Genomic DNA, 18,259 nt, shown 5'->3' with positions numbered 1-18,259 from the left:
CGGAGACGTCCATGAACTGTCTTATCCCTGAACAGATGGCGCCACAGTATTGCCGGCCGGCGCATCAGCCGCGCACACCCGGTTACGGCCCGCTTGCTTGGCGGCATATAGACGGCGGTCGGCCGTCGCCAGCATGGCATCGAGTGTCGGGCAACCGTCGCTCACGGCTTCTGCGACGCCAATCGATACAGTGAAATGAATGCGTCCGTCGCCCTCGCCGGGCGACGGCGCATCGGGTGCAGGTTTCACTGGCGTGGCCTGCACGGCGGCGCGCAGCCGTTGCGCGGTTGCCTCGGCTTCGGCCAGCGTGGTCTGCGGCAGCAGCACCGCGAATTCCTCTCCGCCAAGCCGCGCCGGCAAGTCTATCTCGCGCAGATTCCGGCGCAGCACGTCGGCCAGCGCCACCAGCACGTGATCGCCGCTGGCATGGCCCCAGCGGTCGTTCACGCGTTTGAAGAAGTCGATGTCGAGCATCAGCATCGCCAGCGGTGCGGGCGCTGATGCATCGACACGAGCCGGGGCGCCGCCGGCCAGGCTGTCGTCCGCGCCGGCAGCCTCGCGCTCGCGCCGCCGTCGTGCCGATTCCCTGCCGAACGCCTCGCCGAAGTGCCGCCGGTTGGCCAACCCGGTAAGCGGGTCAGTCTCGGCCAGGCGCTGCAGTGTCTCGCCGGCTGCCACGTAGTGGCGGAACAGCAGCGTCACCACGCGCAATGTGACAAACATCAACAGCGGCAGGGCCAGCCAGATCGACAACAGCGGTGTGCTGGTGCGTTGCAGGACCGCGCGCCATACGTCGGCATCGCTGAAGGATTCCACCAGCAGCCACGTACCGCGCTGGCCCACCGGCTGGTAGATCAGATATTGGCCATCCGCGTGCCGCATGCCGGCGCCTGCGTGGAACAGGTCCTGCACGGGAACACCGCGCCAGGCCCGGTCCACATCGTCGGGCCAGTGCATGTCGATGCGCACGTTGTGCCGGCTCGACGCGATGATGCCGCCGCGATAGTCCATCAGGTATCGCGTGGTGCCGGCGTCTTCCGGCACGCCGATCAGGTCGCGCAGACGCGCCAGTTCCACGTCGATGGCCACCACGCCGCGAAAACGGTTTTCCACATAGACCGGAATGCTCAATGTCGTGCGCAACTGCGTGCTTTCGAACTGCGTGTAGACCCGCGTCCAGCGAATGTCGCGCGACGCATCGCGCTCGGGCAGCATGTCGCGGTAATACGAGATATCGCTGAACCGCCTGAAGAGTGCCGGCGCCTTGTCCGGCGCCAGCGGCGGGTAGGTGACGTAGAGCCCATTGCTGGAGATATAGCTCACGGTACCGCCGGCATTGTCGTCGTCGCGCAGTCGCAGGCTCAGGCCCAGCACATGGCTGAGCTGACGCGCCGCGTACAGGTCGGCCCGCAGGTCGGCGTCGCGCCGTTCGAAGCCTTCGAGCTCGTCGAGCACCGCGGGCGCCGTGCCGATCACCGGAGAATCGCCAAGCGGCACCTCCATCTGCCAGATACGCTCGTTGCGCTGCGCGAAGGCCCGCTCCACGGCGGGCTCTGCCGGGGCCGCGCCGTTGTCGTAGAGGGTGATCAGTTGCTGCGCATAGTCGCGCACGAAAACCAGCCTGGAGCGTTCGGCGGCGAAGACCGCTTCGCCGCCCAGCGCGCGCAATGTCAGGTCGTGGTGGCGCGATGACAGGACACGGTCGCGCAGCAGGTAAAGGTCACGCGCGCCGACGATAAGCATCAGCAGCATCGCCAGGCTGAAGCCGGCGATGACCACGCGCTGCGGGTGCATCAGCGCCGCGCGCGGCAGCCAGCGCGGCCTCGGCAGCAGTTTGCGCCATGACATCGATCGTCTCCCCGGCAAGGCCCGCCCACGGGACGGGTAGTAAAACGGCGACTTTTACCTGCAACATCGACGGCGGGCACGCCAGGGCGTGGCGCGCCGGCTCAGTGTAGTGCAGCCGCGCGGCGCATGCCATCATGAAAGCCTGACAACCATCAAGGGGGATTTCTCATGCCACGGCACATCGGTATCGCGGCCTGTTCCGCCGAAGGCGCGGCACTGTGTTATCGCACGATCTGCATGGAAGGGGCCGGATTCCTCGGCGCGCACGGACATCCGGAAATCACGATGCATACGCCATCGCTTGCCACCTATGTGGCCTGCCTGGAGCGCGGCGACCTGCAGGGCGTGGCGAACCTGATGCTGCGCTCGGCGTACAAGCTGGCCGCGGCCGGCGCCGATTTCGTGATCTGCCCCGACAACACCATCCATGCGGCGCTGGACCTGGTGCGGCCCACGTCGCCGCTGCCGTGGCTTCATATCGCCGAGGTGGTGGCCGACGCCGCCGTGGCACGCGGCTTCCATCGGCTTGGCATCACCGGCACGCGGTGGCTGGTGGACAGCGAGGTATATCCGGCCGCGCTGGCCGCACGCGGGCTGGAAGCGGTGCGCCCGCCGGTGGAAGACCGCGCATTGATCGACCACGTGATCATGAACCAGCTGGTGCCCGGCATCGCCACGCCGGAAGGGGTAGCGACATTCCGGCGCGTGATCGATGACCTGCGGAACAACGGTTGCGACGCAGTGGTGCTGGGCTGCACCGAGATTCCGCTGATCATCGACGACAGCAATTCGTCGTTGCCGACGCTCGATTCAACCCGTCTGCTGGCGCGCGCGGCATTGCAGCGCGCAGTGGCCGCGTAGCCGACCGAGTTGGCTGCTCAACGACGTTCCGTGCGGAAGTACAGCAGCGCGATGGCGGGCAGGGCGAAGCCGATCCAGCTGGCCAGGGGCCAGCCCGCACGCGCATAGGCCCACGCGCCCACTGACGATCCGATGGCGCCGCCCACGAAGAAGATGGCCATGTACAGGCCGTTGAGGCGGCTGCGGTGTTCGTCGGACAGCGAGAAGATCGCGCGCTGGCCGATCACCAGATTGGTCGACACCGCGAAGTCGAGCAGCACGGCGGCCACCGTCAGCGACAGCAACGACAGCAGCGAACCCTCCGCGCCCACCCGGCTCAGCAGGAACGATGCCGCGCCCAGCGCCAGCGCCAGTGCGGTCATCTGCCGGCTGTGGCCACGGTCGGCGTAGCGGCCCGCCATCGGCGCGGCAATGGCACCGGCCACACCGACCAGCGCGAAGATCGCGATACCGGTCTGCGACATATGGAACGCAGGCGCGGCCAGGTACAGCGGCGTGGTGGTCCAGAACAGGCTGAAGACGCCGAACATGGCGGCCTGGTACGCGGCCCGGCGGCGCAGGATCGGCTGGGTACGCAGCAGATGGCTCATCGAGCCAAGCATCTGGATGTAGTTGACGCCGGGCGCCGGCCGGCGCTGCGGCAGCTTGCGCGCCAGCACGATGCCGAGCAGCACCATCGCCACGGCCGACGCCGCGAAGATCGCGTGCCAGCCGAACAGGTCTGACACCAGGCTCGACACCGGACGCGCCAGCATGATGCCCATCAGCAGTCCGCTGGTGACATTGCCGACCGCACGGCCGCGCGCATGCTCGGGAGCCAGGTGCGCCGCGAACGGCACCAGCACCTGCACCGCCACCGAGCACAGCCCAATCGCGCAGCCCGCCACCAGGAACACGCTGGCATGCGTGGCCAGCGCCGCCGCCAGCAGGGCCGCCGCGCACCCGCCCACCAGCGTGAGCACGAGCTTGCGGTTTTCGACGATATCGCCCAGCGGCACCAGCAGCAGCAGGCCCACGCAGTAGCCGATCTGGATCAGCGTGACGATCAGGCCGGCAATTTCCGGCGACAGCTGCAGCGCACGTGCAATCGGCCCGACCAGCGGCTGTGCGTAGTACAGGTTGGCGACGATCATGCCGCAGGCCACGGCCAGCAGGGGCGTGATCCAGGCGGCCGGGGCGGCGGTACGTTGGGCGGGAGCGGCGGTTGTCATGGGGCGCGCGTGGGCGGAGGGTGGGGCGTGGCGCTCTCGATGGGCGCCCGTCGAAGCCGCCGATTCTACCGGGAGATAGATAGGGCCGTATGACGTGGGGATTTTGGCGTATTGAGGCGATCGGGGGCGGCGCCGCGTCCGGGCGGCGCGGAATGGCTGTGGACGTGCGGAAACGCTGCTGGAACGGCCTGGGATCGGCCCGGGATCGCCTGGAGGAAGGCCGTTCAGCCTTCCGCCTCGTCGTCGAAGCGGAATTCCTCTTGCACCGGCGCGGGATCGTCCCCTTGCTCGGCCGCCGGGAGCAGGGCGCTGACGCGCACGCCCAGCAGCCGGATGCGCCGCTCCAGCGGTATCCGCTTCAGGCACTCGGTGGCACCGCGCCGGATCATCGCGCCATCGGCGGTATGGGCGGTCATGGTCAGGTCGCGGGTCACGGTGTGGAAATCGTCAAAGCGCAACTTGATGCCCACCGTGCGGCCCACGTACCCCTTGCGGCGCAGGTCGTCGGCCACGCGCATGCACAGCCGGGTGAACTGCTCCGACAGCACGGGGCGATCGGTACGCGGATGCAGGTCGCGCTCGAACGTGGTTTCGCGGCTCATCGACTTGGGTTCGGAGCTGACCACCACCTGACGGTCGTCGCGGCCATGGGCCACTTCCACCAGCCAGCCCGCGTAATTGCGGCCGAAGTGCGCCTGCAGCAGCGCCAGGTCGGCCTCGGCCAGGTCTCCCACGGTGTCGATGCCGATGGCCTGCAGCTTCTCCGCGGCCTTGGGGCCGATGCCGTTGACCTTGCGCGCCGGCAGTGGCCAGATGCGCGTGGGAATATCGGCCGGGGTCAGGATGGTCAGCCCGTCCGGCTTGTCCAGTTCGGACCCGATCTTGGCCAGGAGCTTGTTGGGGGCCACGCAGATCGAACACGTCAGGCCTGTCGCTTCATGGACAGCAGCCTTGATGCGGGCGGCTACCTCGTGCGGCTCGCCCTCAATATCACTTAGATCGATATATATCTCGTCGATCCCGCGATCTTCTATTTGTCCGGTGAATGTTCGGACGGCTGCCTTGAAGAGGCCCGAGTAGCGGCGGTAGGCGTCGAAGTCGGTCGGAAGCAGGATCGCGTCGGGCGCCAGCTTGGCGGCCTTCATCATGCCCATGGCCGAGAACACGCCCAGGGCCCGGGCCTCGTAGGTGGACGTGGTGACCACGCCCCGCCCCACATAGTCGCGCAGCCGGGCATAGCGGCGCGATCCGTCGGGTAGTACCTCGGGCACCGCATTGCGCCCGCCGCCGATCACTACAGCCTGGCCACGCAAGTCCGGATAGCGCAGCAGTTCCACCGAAGCGTAGAACGCGTCCATGTCGAGATGGGCAATACGCCGGGAAGCGTTCGGGGGCATGAGCGTGGAGAGGCGATCGATACTGTATATCCGTACAGTATAGTGTGGCGACGTTGTTTCCGGAATAGCGCGCGGTTGCCACGTATATTCACATGACGGATAGAGGAAGCTATTTTCTACGCAGGTTCATTTTTCGCGCTGATGGACCGCTTCGCATTCAGACGCGTGACCAGCAAACCCTCGGCCGCGTAGATGGCCAGCGAGATCCAGATCAGGGCATAGCCGATCTGCTTCTGTGCCGGAAACGGCTCGTGGTAGAGCCAGATGCCAAGTACCAGCTGGATGGTGGGCCCGGCGTATTGCAGCAGGCCGAGCAGCGACAGCGGGATACGGCGGGCGCCGGCGGCAAAGAACAGCAGCGGCACCGCCGTGAGCGGGCCGGCCAGCAGCAGCAGGATCTGCGTACCCGTGCCTGCGCTGCGCGTGGTGTCGTGCCCGGTCAGAAGCAGGAAGCCCAGCGCCGCAGCGGCCAGCGGGAACAGGATCAGCGTTTCCAGCGACAGGCCTTCGAGCGCACCGAGCGCGCCGGTCTTCCGTAGAAGACCATAACCGCCGAACGACGCCGCCAGCCCCAGCGCAATCCATGGCAGTTGTCCGGCCGACCATGTGAGCCAGAACACACCGGCCGCCGCGATGGCGATCGACAGCCACTGGGCCGGCCGCAGCCGCTCGTGCAGCAGCAGCACCCCCAGCAGCACACTAAATAGCGGATTGATGAAATAGCCCAGGCTGGCATCGACCACGCGATCGGCCGACACCGCCCAGATATAGAGGAACCAGTTGCAGCACAGCAGCCCCGCGCTGGCCGCGAAGTTCAGGATCAGGCGCGGATTGGCCGCCACGTCGCGCAACCAGCCGAAATGACGGCGCCACAACAGTATTGCCCCCAGGAATACCAGCGACCACACCATGCGGTGCAGCAGGATTTCCAGCGGCGCCACGCCGTGCAGGGACTTGATGTAGAGGGGCAGCAGGCCCCAAATGATGTACGCCAGCAGAGCGTAGAAGATGCCGAGTTGCATGGGAATGTTCCGGGTAGAGTCCGGTTGTGGGGCGGATTCTACCGGGGTGTGGGCAGGCGCGTGGCGCCATGAAAAAACCCGGCCGGAGCCGGGCTTTTCCTGAGCGAAATGGCCGAATGGCCAAATCATCGGTTCGCTTAGAGCTTGCGCGCGTAGCTGAACTGCGCGAACGCCTGCTCGGCCACGTTGAACCAGGCGGCCTCGTTGTTGCGGAACACGCGCCAGTCGTCGTAGATCTTCTTGAACGACGGGTTCTTGGCGCTTTCGTCGGCGTACGCTTCCTGCGTGGCCTTGAAGCAGGCTTCCATGATCTCCTTCGAGAACGGACGCAGCTTCACGCCGCTTTCCAGCAGGCGGGCCAGCGCCTGGGGATTCACGGTGTCGTACTTGGCCATCATGTTGGTGTGCGCCTCGATAGTGGCCGTTTCCAGCGCGCGCTTGTAGAGCGCCGGCAGCTTGTCGTACTCGGGTTGCGATGCGTAGAACGACAGCTGCGCGCTGCCTTCCCACCAGCCCGGGTAGTAGTAGTACGGCGCCACCTTGTAGAAGCCGAGCTTTTCGTCGTCGTACGGACCCACCCATTCGGCCGCGTCGATCGTGCCCTTTTCCAGCGCGGGGTAGATGTCACCGCCGGCAATCTGCTGCGGCACCACGCCCAGGCGTGCCAGCACCACGCCGGCAAAGCCGGCCACGCGGTACTTCAGGCCCTGCAGGTCGGCCACGGTCTTGATTTCCTTGCGGAACCAGCCGCCCATCTGGGCGCAGGTGTTGCCGCCCATGAAGTTGACGACGTTGTATTCCTTGAAGAACTCGCGCATCAGCTTCATGCCGTTGCCCTGCATCATCCAGGCGTTCTGCTGGCGCGCGGTCAGGCCGAACGGGATGGTCGTGTCGAAGCACAGCGTCGGATTCTTGCCGAAGTAGTAGTAGCCGGCCGTGTGGCCGATCTGCACGGTCTGGTTCTGCACGGCGTCCAGCACCTGCAGGCCCGGCACGATTTCACCGGCGGCGAACACCTTGATGTTGAACTTGCCGTCGGTCAGTTCCTTCACGCGCTGGCTCAGCAGTTCGGCCCCGCCATAGATGGTGTCGAGCGATTTCGGGAAGCTGGACGCCAGGCGCCATTCCACCGCCGGGTTGCTGCCGACCACGGCGGGCGCGCCCGGCGCGCTGGCCGATGCGGCCGGGGCCGCGGGCTTTTCTTCCTTGCCGCAGGCGGCAAGTGCACCCGTGGCAGCTACGGCCGAAGCCTTCAACAGGAAGGAACGACGTTCCATGGACATCTCCTCTTTTATAGATATATAGGCGTGACTGCCTTGCACCCGTTATGCGTTGCCCGGAAGACAGGTCGGACGATTATAGCGGTGGCGTTTTCAGCACGGATGCCCTCAGGGATGGGGGTTTTCGCTAGGAATTCGGCACTTCTGCAACGCTTTTGCCATGTCGCCGGGGCATGCTTCGAAACGGTGCAATTCGCGTTCCGCAATGTGGGAATCCGGACGCATTTCCAACGCTTTGTGACGCGATCGCGGGATTTTGTAACCCGGCTTGCGGTCAAAAAGTTCGCCTGTTAAAAACTGAGCCCTCCCTCCGGAGTTCTTCCACGCCGGCCCTGTTGTGTCCATGCTGCAATCCGTACTGCCTCCCGCCCGCCCATTTGCCCGTCGCCGCCTGACTTTTGTCGTCCTGGCCGCCTGGGGGCTCAGCGCGTGCGCGCAAACAGGCACTTCGGTAGCGCCGCCGCCGATGATTGCGGAGAGCACGACCCAGCTGACGACCTCCGCCGTGGCGGCCGGCGCCGTGCCTGTCACCGCACCTGCCGCCCCACCTGCCAGCGTACCGGCGACCGTACCCGCCGCTGCGTCCGCTGATCCACTGGCGGACCTGATTCAGTCGGCCAATGTTGCCGATGGCGCCGATGCCGCAAAGGACCGGGCTGCCGCGCCGGCCAATGCGGCACTGGCGGCCCAGGCTGGCGAAACGCCCGCGGCCGCCGAGGGCACCGCTCTGGCCCAGATGCCAGCCAACGAGAATCCGGACTTCGTGGGTCCGCCCGACTCGCTGGCCCCGCCGCCCCCGCCACCGCCGCCGGTGGTGCTGTTCCCGCATCGGCTGGGCGAATTCCCGGCACTGCCGCAGGACGGGACGCCAACACCAGCGCGGCATTCGGAAAACGCCGATATCGCATCGGAGACCCCGTCCGACGGGCCGCCAGTGCTGCGTTCGCAACTCCCGGCCGACGACCCAGCCGGGGGTTCGGTCTGGCGCCTTGGCTACAGCGGCCGCGCGGCGGTCGAAGACCGCTCCGGCACGCAGCGCGCGTGTCCGGGTGGCGGCACACCATCGGCAGGGTTTGGCCAGGGTCTGGCCTGCACCAGTTCGGGCGAGGTCAAGATCCGCGAATCGGTGGCGGATATCGGCGGCGGCGCACAGGTGCAGCTGGTCGCCCAGGCCAAGGGCACCAATGCCACATCGGTCAACGGCAATGCTGCCGCTGTCGATCCATACGCGCTGGTGCCGAACTTCTATACCTCGGTCAGCGGCCTGTCGGGGCTGACCGTGCTCGACGGCGCCAGTGTCTGGGCAGGGCGTCGCGACAGCAATCCGTTCCTGATGTCGTCGGGACTGTTGCCGCCGAATTCGCCATCGATGCGTTTTGGCATCGACAACGCCAAACTGGGCGAATTCGGCGTGAGTTATCAATACACCGCGCGTAACGACCTAAATGGCGCCAAGCTTCCCAGCTATCACTCGGTGCTCTCGACCCCGATCGACACCAATGACAAGGGTTCGGTACGGGTCGGCTTTACGCGGGTAGAGCCGCTGTCGCAAATCGAAGACACCGGCAGCGCATGGTGGGCATCGGCCATGCACGAGCAAAAGGGCGTGCTGTATGGCACCAACCGGCTGGGCTTCCAGTACGGGCAGGGGTCGCGCACGGCCATGACCGGCTATTCGGGCATGGGTAACGCGCTGTCGCGGGTACGGGTGTCGGAATCGATGGAGTGGAAAGGCCGCTCGGGCCTGGCCGGCTCGGTGGAATCGAGCCTGCAGCTGGATCGATCGGGCATCGGCACGTTGCAGTGGGCCGCCACCCGCGTGCGTCCGGCCTTTGTGGCCAGCGACCAGTTCAAGCTGAGCTTCGAGGTGGCGCACGACCAGATCTCGTCGGGGTTTGGCGTGGGTGGCCAGCGCACCGCGTTCACGGTGGCACCCACGATGACGCTGGGCAAGGCCACCGGCAATGCCAACCTGCGCGCGTTCTATACGTACAGCCGTGCCAGCGACGTGGACGGCATCACCTTCGCGGCCCCGGCCGACGCCTGGGCTTCGCAGACCAGCGGCTCGATCTTCGGCGTGCAGCTCAATCGGCGCTGGTAAGCCCCGGATGGCCTTTCCACCGGCGCCTGGACAGGACTCCCGGCGCCATCGTCACCGGCGGACACAGCCAGTGGAACAGTAGCGTTGCATTCATCGCACCAAATGTCTGGGCGAGAATAAACGCGGGAATATCCATCAAGCGAATACCCGTGAACGTATTGGTCAGCGCGCAGGCCAGTGTCAGGGCGGGGTTTGCGAACGACGTCGAGGACGTGAACCAGTAGCCGGCGGTGATATAGCCCGCCACGACAAACGGCACCAGCCCTGGCCGCGACCGCCCGGTGGCGATGGCCAGCCCGATCAGCCCGAACGACGCCAGGCATTCGCTCCACCACATCGGCGCCCCGGTGCGCGCCTGCGTCGACAACGACAGCGCGGGCAGGCCGAACATCGCATGCGCGGCCATCACACCCAGTACGGCACCCATCAGCTGGACCACCACATAGCCGGCGGCTTCGCGCGGCGAAAGCCGTCCCTGGATCAGGTTCGACAGGCTGACCGCCGGGTTGAAGTGCCCGCCGGACACCGGCCCCAGCGACACCAGCAGCGCCACCAGGCCGGCCCCGGTAGCCAGCGCGTTGCAGAGCAGAGCCAGCGCGGTATCGCCGGCGGCCAGCCGTTCCGCGCGGATACCCGAGCCTACGACGATGGCCACCAGCAGGGCCGTACCCAGTGCTTCGGCCACCAGGCGGCGCGCGAGATCGGGAGGGGAAAGGGGGACGGGCGAAGAACTGGAAGAAGGAGGAGGCGCTGCGGCGGACATGCGAAAGATCGTCGAAATACGATCGCGCAGTGTTTCGCGGCGGGGGACGGCCCGTCAATGCAACGGGGCGATGTTGAGAAACTACCGCCGGTACCGAATCGGCCTGACGGCGGCAGTGATGACTGCGATTACTGCAGGTCGTTACGCAGGATCAACAGCCACGGCATGTGCGAATTCGTGAAGCCGTCGAGCTGGCCCGCGTCGTTCAGGTCGATCACATCCATCGATACCGACTGCTGGACGTTGCCGCCGATTGCCTTGACCACATTGGCGGCACGATCCACCTCGACCACGATGTCGCAATGCATGGGCGTGGTGCCGAAGCCGATTTCGGACGGATCCGAAAGATATTTGTCACGCCCCCGGCCCGCGCAGATCATGTCGCCAGGGCGCGGCACGGCGGGCACCCGCTCCACATGGAACGCCGGGCGCGGCAGGATGCCATCGCGCGCGTCCACCACGTACATCGAATGGGACTGGCCCGTCAGGAACTGGTCGTTATCGAGCCCGGCCTTGCGCATCACCCATGAAATGAACACGGCCGACCACGCCCACGCGCCCTGCGTGACCTGACGGCAGTCCGGCGCCTCGCCAACGATGCCCCAGTAACGCTGGGCCATCCGGCATCCCTGCGGCGTGGCCTCCATGCCGGTGCCATCGGGAAAACGCAGGCATTGGCTGTCGCCATCCTCTTCCATATCGATGTCGGCTGACGGCTGCATCGCCGTGCCTTGCCCCCCGGCGCCATTGGCAGGCAGCGCGGCGGCCGGGGCGGGCAGCGGACTCTGGGTGACGCACGCCGAATCGTCACGACCGATCCGCACTACCTGGCTGCCCCACTTGCGCCATTCCTGCAGGGCAATATCGACGATCCGCTCACGCGCCGTGGCGCCGGGCGGCGTGGCCACGCGCCCGTAGTCGGGCAAGGGCACGGCCTGCGGCCGGGCCGTACGTGTCGGCGAGGTACTGCAACCGCACAGGACGGCCAGCGCCACCACCGCCATCGCACCCTGCCAGGTACGCGTGCGTGCCTGTGGAGAATGCTGTGGAAGTTTGTGTGGAAACTGCTGTGAATAAGGCTGTGGAAATGTGCGCTGCGGCAAGCGGAACGACATGTCAGGCTCGTGATTCCTGATCTCGCGCAAGGCCTTGATTAGCCAAGCGTGGATGACATTTTCGCGTGGTCGCTGCAGGCCTGTGAAGGGGCCTGGCCAACTGTGCGATTCTCCACGCGGAGCTGGGGGAAAAATGGTGTGGATAACGTCCCCGCGCGCTGCGCACCTGCGCCGCTTTCGGGCTATGGCGGCGGCACGGCGGGGTCATGCGAACCGGGCGACAAGCTTGCCCGTCGGCATTACTGGTTGACGGCGTCCTTGAACTTCTGACCTGCCTTGAACTTCACGGTCTTCGCAGCTTCCACCTTGATTTCTTCGCCGGTGCGCGGGTTGCGGGCCATGCGCTCGCCACGTTCGCCCTTGCTGAAGGTACCGAAGCCGATCAGGCTGAGGGTCTCGCCCTTGGCCACGGCATCCATGATGGCGTTCAGGGTCACGTTCAGGGCCTGTTCGGCCTTGGCCTTGGTCAGACCGTCCACGCCTGCTGCGATCGCGTCGATCAGTTCAGTTTTCGTCATGCTTCACTCCGTATCGAGTTGAAAAAACACTGACGTCCGGGCCGGCGACTTCGCTGGAAGCCGCGCTGGCAAAGACGCCGCGGGCCACATCATACCGTGTCGGACACGCCGCACCGGGAACAGTTTGTTACCGGCCCTTGGCGTGCAGGCCGCGTCAGGTCAACGTTGGCGGGTTTTTTACGAAAGAAGCGCGCGCCTGGAGCGCCGGTATACGCCCAGGCTCACCAAAGGATGGCGGGGCGCGGTATACGGCCCTGGAGCCACGTATACGCCCCAGGACGCGTTCTGGGGCCCCGGAGAGGCTCGGGCAGGCCAGGAGACGTATACGCCCTGAGAGGCCTGTATACGGCGCTGCAAGGCTGTCGAGTGCCCATTGTGGCGATCAGGCCTCAGGTGACGGCCCGACGTATACCGCCTGCCTCCATCCCCGTGGGGCCTGCCCAATTTTTCATCTTGCGTGAAAGCGTGCCGATCGCGACGGCACCGCCTGTGTTGCATCGGACGTTCGCCGTATACGCACCGGCTGCGGTCCTCCTGCGTATGGTTTACATCTTTCTTTCATGTATACAGATAGTAGTGATAGGTAAACCCCCTGCCTTTCTGTGGATAACCCGGTATACGCCAATCGGATCAACCGTTTACGTATACCGAAAGCACAGGGATGACATGTTGGCGCGCGTGGATGACTCATCCTTCGGGATGGGATGAGGGACGTATACCCGCCAGGTTGTTCGTATACGTTCCCCATGCCAGCCCCAGGCAGCCCACACCAAACCCATGCGCTTATCCACAAAAATGGCCCCGGTTATCCACATTGGCACCGGCCGGTATACGTCGCCGTGCCCGGTAAACGTGCCCGGCCCGGTCCGGGCGCCGATGCGTATACCTGACACAGCCGCACGGGTATCATCCGGTTCTCCGGACTGGACCGGCCCACCACCGCAGGAACATCAGACATGTCGGACAAGGCCAACGACGCCAAGGATCAGAAGAGGCAGGCGGGCAAGAAGACCGCCAGCGACCGTATCGAGGTGCGCCAGTCGGGCGTGCATGGCAAGGGTGTCTACGCGATTGGCGCCATTGCGGCAGGCGAGCGCGTGATCGAGTACAAGGGCGAGCACATTTCCTGGAAGGAAGCCCTGAAGCGCCACCCGCACGATCCGGCGGACCCGAACCACACGTTCTATTTCAGCCTGGACGACGGCAACGTCATCGATGCCAAGTTCGGCGGCAACCGGGCGCGCTGGATCAACCACGCCTGCGAGCCGAACTGCGAAGCGCGCGAGAAGAAGGGACGCGTCTTCATCCACGCCCTGCGCGATATCGCCGAGGGCGAAGAGCTGTTCTATGACTACGGCCTGGTCATTGATGCACGCTATACGAAGAAGCTGAAGAAGGAATACGAATGCCGTTGCGGCAGCCCGAAGTGCCGCGGCACGATGCTGGCGCCCAAGGAGAAGTCGGGCAAATAAGCCGCCCGGTCCGGTTTAGGCCGGCGTGGTGCCAGGTGCCTCGCACGGGATCCGGATCACGAAGCGCATCGACGCGCGGCGTGCCGACGCATTCGACGATGCGGACGTTTCCGGCGATGCGGGGGCATGCGGCGAAACCGCGCCCGCACCATCGTCCGGCCCGCCGGCCATGGCCGGCGTGACCGGGACGGACGCGGCGGCGGACGCCGGCACATCCTCGATCCGGATCGTGCCCTGGTGCAGGGTGATGATCTCGTGGACGATGGCCAGACCCAGGCCGGCTCCGCCGGGCGAAGCCTGCAGGGTGGGCGTGCCGGGTGTGTGATCGCCGCGGAAGAAGCGTTTGAACACCTCCTCGCGGCGGGCCGGCGGAATGCCGGGGCCGTTGTCTTCCACCATCACCACGGCCATGCCACGGTGGCCCATGGCCTCGCCGCCGGCGCGCACCGTAATGCGTCCACCGGCCGGCACATACTTCACCGCGTTATCGATCAGGTTGGACAGCGCCTCGCGCATCAGCAGCCGGTTGCCGCGCACCACGGCCGGGGCCCCGCCGGTGAACGTGGGGCCGGGCAGTACCTCGAAGCCCAGGTCCACACGCCGCGCCAGTGCCTGGGGCACCCATTCCGCGCCAATCTCGAACGCCAGTTCCGCCAGGTCGAAGTGTTCGACCGGGCCCAGCCGCTCCAGCGACAGGCCGGGCTCCGCGCGCGCCAGCGACAGCAACTGGTTCGACAGGCGCACCGCGCGGTCGGCGGCGGTCTGCACCTCGCGCAGCGCATGACGCGCCACATCGAGCGAATCGGCTTCCACGGCGCGGTCGGCATGCAGCTTCACCGCCGTCAGCGGCGTGCGCAACTGGTGCGCGGCGTCGGCGATGAACTTGCGCTGGGCATCGAGGGCATCGCGCAGGCGCGACAGCAGCGCGTTCAGGGCGCGGATCAGCGGCTCGACCTCGGCCGGCACCTGGGTCTCGTCCAGCGCCGCCAGTGACCGCGCGGTCTGGCGGTTCAGCTTGTCGGTCAGGATCTGCAGCGGCACCAGTTCTTCCTTGAGCACGTGCGACAGGATCAGGCTGCCCACCAGCAGCAGCAGGATCAGCGGCACCGACACCGACAGCAGGATCTCGTTGGCGGCCGTTTCGCGCCGGTCCAGCAGTTCGGCCACCTCGACCACGATCGGCCCGCGCGGAATCTGCGCCTCGGACGGCGTCGTTGCCAGTTCGTCGGCGGCCGGGCTGGGCAGGCTCACCGGCAGGCGCACCGCGCGCACCTGGCGGCCGCTGAACCACGCGTAGAACAGGCGGGCATCGTGCAGCGATGTCTGGCCCGTGCCGTAGCCCAGCCAGGTGTCCATGCCGCCGATCAGCCCGTCCGGACCATGAATGCGCCAGTAGATGCGGTCGGTGCCCTCGGCCTCGACCAGCGTCTGGGCGATGATCGGGATGTCCTGCTCCAGCCGCGGACCCGCAATGCGGATCTGCTGGGCAATGTTGTTGGCCACGCCATAGAGTGCGCGATCGAAGACCTGCGTGGTGTAGTGCGCCGCCAGCCAGTACGACAGCGATCCGCTGGTCAGCACCAGCGCGAACAGCGGCGTGGCCAGCGCGCGCAGCAGGTGGATGCGCAGGCTGGGGTTCGATGTGCCGCGTGCCGCCGCGCCGGCACGGCTGCGTCCGCCGCGTGCGCGCTTGCCCGTGGCGCTCGCATCGCCAGGCGGGGCAGAAGAAGATTGCGAACGCGGCCACATGGCGGGTCAGGACTTCCGGTTGAAGGCGGCCGCCACCCGGGCGGCGCGTGCCGGTCGCGGGCTCAGTGGCCCGCGCGGATTTGTAGCAGATAACCGAAGCCGCGCACCGTCACGATCTCGACATCGGCATCCTCGAGCTTCTTGCGCACGCGATGCACGTAGACCTCGATCGCAGTGTCGCCCACCGTGTCGCCGCCTTCGCCGGCCGGGTGCGCGAAGGTGGCCAGATGGTCCTGCAGCTGCGCCTTGCTGACCACACGGCCCTGGCGCTGCAGCAGCAGTTCCAGCACGGCAAACTCGCGCGGCGACAGTTCCAGCGGGCGGCCATCGACGAACATGCGGCGGTCGTTACCCGACAGCCGCAGCCGGCCCAGGCGCACGTCGCGTTCCGGCGCGGCTTCGCCGTGCTGGCTGCGGCGCAGCAGCACGCGCACGCGGGCTTCCAGTTCGGGCAGGGCGAAGGGCTTGACAAGGTAGTCGTCGGCGCCCGCGTTCAGGCCCGACAGCTTGTCTTCGAGCTCGTCGCGCGCGGTCAGGATCAGGACGGGGGTCGTGCGGTTGCGGGCGCGGTAGCGAGCCAGCAGCGTCATGCCGTCGATGCCGGGCAGGCCCAGATCCAGGATGACGAGGTCGTGCTGCTCCTTGAGCAGGTGGTCGGTGGCGTAGACGCCGTCATGCACCACGCGTACCTGATGGCCGGCGCGGGCCAACCCGGCTTCCACGCCGCTGGCGATTTGACGGTCGTCTTCGATCAGCAGGATACGCATGGCGGTACAGGTGACATTGGATGGAAAACAATGTCGCCGATTGTACAGGGCAGGCCCGCGGCCTGCCTTTCAGTTGCCCTACAGCCGGGCCGGCGCCGCGTTCAGCGTGCCAGGCCGGCGGCGGCCTGTTCGATGAAGCGGGCCAGGTCGATATCGCGCTGGGTCAGGCCGTTGGCGTCGTGGGTGGACAGCGTGATGTCCACGCGGTTGTACACGTTGAACCACTCGGGATGATGGTCCACCTTGTCGGCCTGCAGCGCCACGCGCGTCATGAAGCCGAATGCGGCGTTGAAATCGGCGAACTTGAACGATTTCCGGATGGCATCGCGGTCCTGGACGGGGGTCCAGCCCGGCAGTGTTGCCAGCAGCGGCTGGCGGGCGTCTTGCGAAAGTGGGGTCATGATGGGCTCGATCTGAAGGGTTGTCTGTGGCTGCACGGGGAACACGACAAAAGCCGGCCCGCCCCGGCGCGCACCGGATGACCGGCGGCCAGGGCATTCCGGCATTGTTTCACAAAGTGGGATAACGGGCGGGGCCGCTGGCGGGCAGCGGCCTTCGCCCGGCGGCGCGTCAGATATCGTCGCTGCTGGCCCAGCCCTCGCGGGTGCCAACGTTGATGACCTGGTCGCCCTCGACGATGTCGCCGGCGCCCAGCGTCGGCAGCGCGCGCAGCGCCGGGTAGAGGTCGGTGAAGTCCGGGCGCGTGGCATCGAACAGCTGTTCGAAGCTGTCGATCACAAAGTACGTTTTCTGGAACGTGTCGATGCGGTAGCGGGTGCGCATGATCCGGTGCAGGTCGAAGCCGATGCGGTTCGGGCTGGCCGAATCGAGGCTGTAGACCGACTCGCCCTGGCTGGACAGGATGCCCGCGCCGAAGATGCGCAGGCCCTGCGGCGTGCGGATCAGGCCGAATTCCACCGTGTACCAGTACAGGCGCGCCAGCATGTCCAGCGCACCCAGCCGGGCCGCCTTGAGACCGCCCTTGCCGTACGCCTCCATGTAGTCGGCGAAGATCGGATTGATCAGCAGCGGCACGTGGCCGAACACGTCGTGGAAGCAGTCGGGCTCCTGCAGGTAGTCGAGCTGTTCCGGCTTGCGCATCCACCAGCTCGCCGGGAATCGCCGATTCGCCAGATGTTCGAAGAACACCTCGTCCGGCACCAGGCCGGGCACGGCCACCACCTGCCAGCCCGTGGCGCGCATCAGCATGTCGTTGAGCTGGTCGAATTCGGGCACGCGGTCGCGCGCCATGCCCAGCGTGGCCAGGCCCTGCAGGAATTCGTCGCAAACCCGGCCTTGCAGCATCGACGCCTGGCGGTCGTACAGCTTGCGCCATATCGCGTGGTCGGTGTCGGTATAGCGATGCACCGGCTGGGCGATGGTGAAGTCGGGGCGCAGTTCCTGGCCGGACAGCAGGCCGGCATCGAACTGTTCCTTGAGCTTGGCGGTCATCGTGCCGGCAAAGTTGCCGGTGTCAAGGGTGGCAGCCGAGGGCGTCATGCGTTGTGTCTCCAAAACTTGTGGTCTGTGTTCCGATCGGATGCGGAATTTATGCATAGTCTAGCGAGCGGACGCCGCAAGATGGCCGCATAATCCACGTTATCCGCCGTCACGGTGCATATAATCCGCACATACACGAAAATCGATGCGGGATATCTGCGGACATGAACCAAGCCAACCTGGACCCCTATGACCTGGCCCTGCTGGCCGCCCTGCAGGCTGACGGCCGCTCCACCCATCAGCAACTGGCCGACCGGGTGCACCTGTCGGCCAGCCAGGTGGGCCGGCGCCTGGCCCGGCTGGAAGCCGACGGTGTGATCACCGGCTACCGGGTGAACCTGTCGCCGCAGGCGCTGGGGCTGGGCGTGATGGTCTTCATCAGCGTGAAGCTGGCGCATCATGGCGACACCATGGTCGAGCGCTTCGCCGAGGAGATCCTGCTGCTCGAAGAGGTGCAGGAGTGCTATTCGGTCGCGGGCGAGGCCGATTACCTGATTCGCGTGGTGGTGGCCGACCTGCCCACGCTGGCCGATTTCACGATGAAGCGGCTGATGCGCGTACCGGGCGTGGAGAGCGTGCGGTCGAACATCGTCCTGACCGCGCTCAAGCGCGAAGGTCCGCTGCCACTGTCACATTTGCGTTAAACCACAAGGCC

Annotated in this window: 16 protein-coding genes; 4 read left to right on the top strand and 12 right to left on the bottom strand. The window is 66.3% G+C overall.

Translation table 11 applies throughout. The features are described 5' to 3' along the window. Positions 1-21 precede the first annotated feature (21 nt). Positions 22-1,848, bottom strand: a complete 1,827-nt coding sequence (locus tag D9X30_RS02490) for a diguanylate cyclase (protein WP_153946293.1) — start codon at positions 1,846-1,848, stop codon at positions 22-24. A gap of 168 nt (positions 1,849-2,016) precedes the next feature. On the opposite strand from D9X30_RS02490, the gene D9X30_RS02485 reads away from it, so the two are divergent. Continuing rightward, a complete protein-coding gene (locus tag D9X30_RS02485; protein ID WP_153946294.1) occupies positions 2,017-2,709 on the top strand; it encodes an aspartate/glutamate racemase family protein in 693 nt (230 codons plus the stop codon). A 17-nt stretch (positions 2,710-2,726) separates the two neighbouring features. On the opposite strand, the gene D9X30_RS02480 is transcribed toward D9X30_RS02485, so the two are convergent. From D9X30_RS02480 to D9X30_RS02465, 4 genes are all read right to left on the bottom strand, one after another. Beyond that, the gene (locus tag D9X30_RS02480; protein ID WP_153946295.1) at positions 2,727-3,920 is read right to left on the bottom strand and encodes an MFS transporter; all 1,194 of its coding nucleotides are present in this window, start codon (positions 3,918-3,920) and stop codon (positions 2,727-2,729) included. Between the two features lie 224 nt (positions 3,921-4,144). Further along, positions 4,145-5,317: a DNA polymerase IV gene (dinB, locus tag D9X30_RS02475; protein ID WP_153946296.1), complete on the bottom strand. Its 1,173-nt coding sequence runs from the start codon at positions 5,315-5,317 to the stop codon at positions 4,145-4,147. 116 nt (positions 5,318-5,433) lie between these two features. Then, a complete protein-coding gene (gene rarD / locus D9X30_RS02470; RefSeq protein ID WP_153946297.1) occupies positions 5,434-6,339 on the bottom strand; it encodes an EamA family transporter RarD in 906 nt (301 codons plus the stop codon). A 137-nt stretch (positions 6,340-6,476) separates the two neighbouring features. After that, positions 6,477-7,616 (bottom strand): TRAP transporter substrate-binding protein, encoded by a 1,140-nt coding sequence (locus tag D9X30_RS02465; RefSeq protein WP_153946298.1) that lies wholly within the window; start codon positions 7,614-7,616, stop codon positions 6,477-6,479. 346 nt (positions 7,617-7,962) lie between these two features. Between D9X30_RS02465 and D9X30_RS02460 the strand changes: the two genes are divergently transcribed. After that, a complete protein-coding gene (locus D9X30_RS02460) occupies positions 7,963-9,720 on the top strand; it encodes a carbohydrate porin (RefSeq protein WP_153946299.1) in 1,758 nt (585 codons plus the stop codon). Here D9X30_RS02460 and D9X30_RS02455 read toward each other — a convergent pair. From D9X30_RS02455 to D9X30_RS02445, 3 genes are all read right to left on the bottom strand, one after another. Continuing rightward, positions 9,704-10,483, bottom strand: coding sequence for an aquaporin (locus tag D9X30_RS02455; protein WP_153946300.1), 780 nt, complete (start codon positions 10,481-10,483; stop codon positions 9,704-9,706). The two genes, D9X30_RS02460 and D9X30_RS02455, sit on opposite strands and share 17 nt — an antisense overlap. A 128-nt stretch (positions 10,484-10,611) precedes the next feature. After that, positions 10,612-11,598, bottom strand: coding sequence for a DUF2272 domain-containing protein (locus D9X30_RS02450; RefSeq protein ID WP_153946301.1), 987 nt, complete (start codon positions 11,596-11,598; stop codon positions 10,612-10,614). A 239-nt stretch (positions 11,599-11,837) separates the two neighbouring features. Next, complete coding sequence (locus D9X30_RS02445) at positions 11,838-12,116, bottom strand: HU family DNA-binding protein (RefSeq protein ID WP_066737795.1); 279 nt, start codon at positions 12,114-12,116, stop codon at positions 11,838-11,840. Between the two features lie 956 nt (positions 12,117-13,072). Here D9X30_RS02445 and D9X30_RS02440 point away from each other — a divergent pair. Beyond that, a complete protein-coding gene (locus D9X30_RS02440) occupies positions 13,073-13,588 on the top strand; it encodes an SET domain-containing protein (protein WP_153946302.1) in 516 nt (171 codons plus the stop codon). Positions 13,589-13,603: 15 nt separating this feature from the next. Here D9X30_RS02440 and D9X30_RS02435 read toward each other — a convergent pair whose 3' ends face one another. From D9X30_RS02435 to phhA, 4 genes are all read right to left on the bottom strand, one after another. Continuing rightward, positions 13,604-15,337, bottom strand: coding sequence for a sensor histidine kinase (locus D9X30_RS02435; protein ID WP_153946303.1), 1,734 nt, complete (start codon positions 15,335-15,337; stop codon positions 13,604-13,606). A 62-nt stretch (positions 15,338-15,399) separates the two neighbouring features. Continuing rightward, positions 15,400-16,104 carry a response regulator transcription factor gene (locus tag D9X30_RS02430; protein ID WP_153946304.1) on the bottom strand — a complete coding sequence of 235 codons (705 nt, stop codon included), beginning with the start codon at positions 16,102-16,104 and terminating at the stop codon, positions 15,400-15,402. 101 nt (positions 16,105-16,205) lie between these two features. Continuing rightward, a complete protein-coding gene (locus tag D9X30_RS02425; protein ID WP_283780726.1) occupies positions 16,206-16,517 on the bottom strand; it encodes a 4a-hydroxytetrahydrobiopterin dehydratase in 312 nt (103 codons plus the stop codon). Positions 16,518-16,674: 157 nt separating this feature from the next. Next, positions 16,675-17,604, bottom strand: coding sequence for a phenylalanine 4-monooxygenase (phhA, locus tag D9X30_RS02420; protein WP_153946306.1), 930 nt, complete (start codon positions 17,602-17,604; stop codon positions 16,675-16,677). Between the two features lie 164 nt (positions 17,605-17,768). Between phhA and D9X30_RS02415 the strand changes: the two genes are divergently transcribed. Further along, positions 17,769-18,248: an Lrp/AsnC family transcriptional regulator gene (locus tag D9X30_RS02415; RefSeq protein WP_153946307.1), complete on the top strand. Its 480-nt coding sequence runs from the start codon at positions 17,769-17,771 to the stop codon at positions 18,246-18,248. Positions 18,249-18,259 lie beyond the last annotated feature (11 nt).

The organism is Cupriavidus sp. U2, assembly GCF_009663685.2.
GTDB lineage: Bacteria > Pseudomonadota > Gammaproteobacteria > Burkholderiales > Burkholderiaceae > Cupriavidus > Cupriavidus necator_C.
The sequence above is the reverse complement of the archived record's forward strand: the minus strand, read 5'-3'. Positions and strand labels throughout refer to the sequence as shown.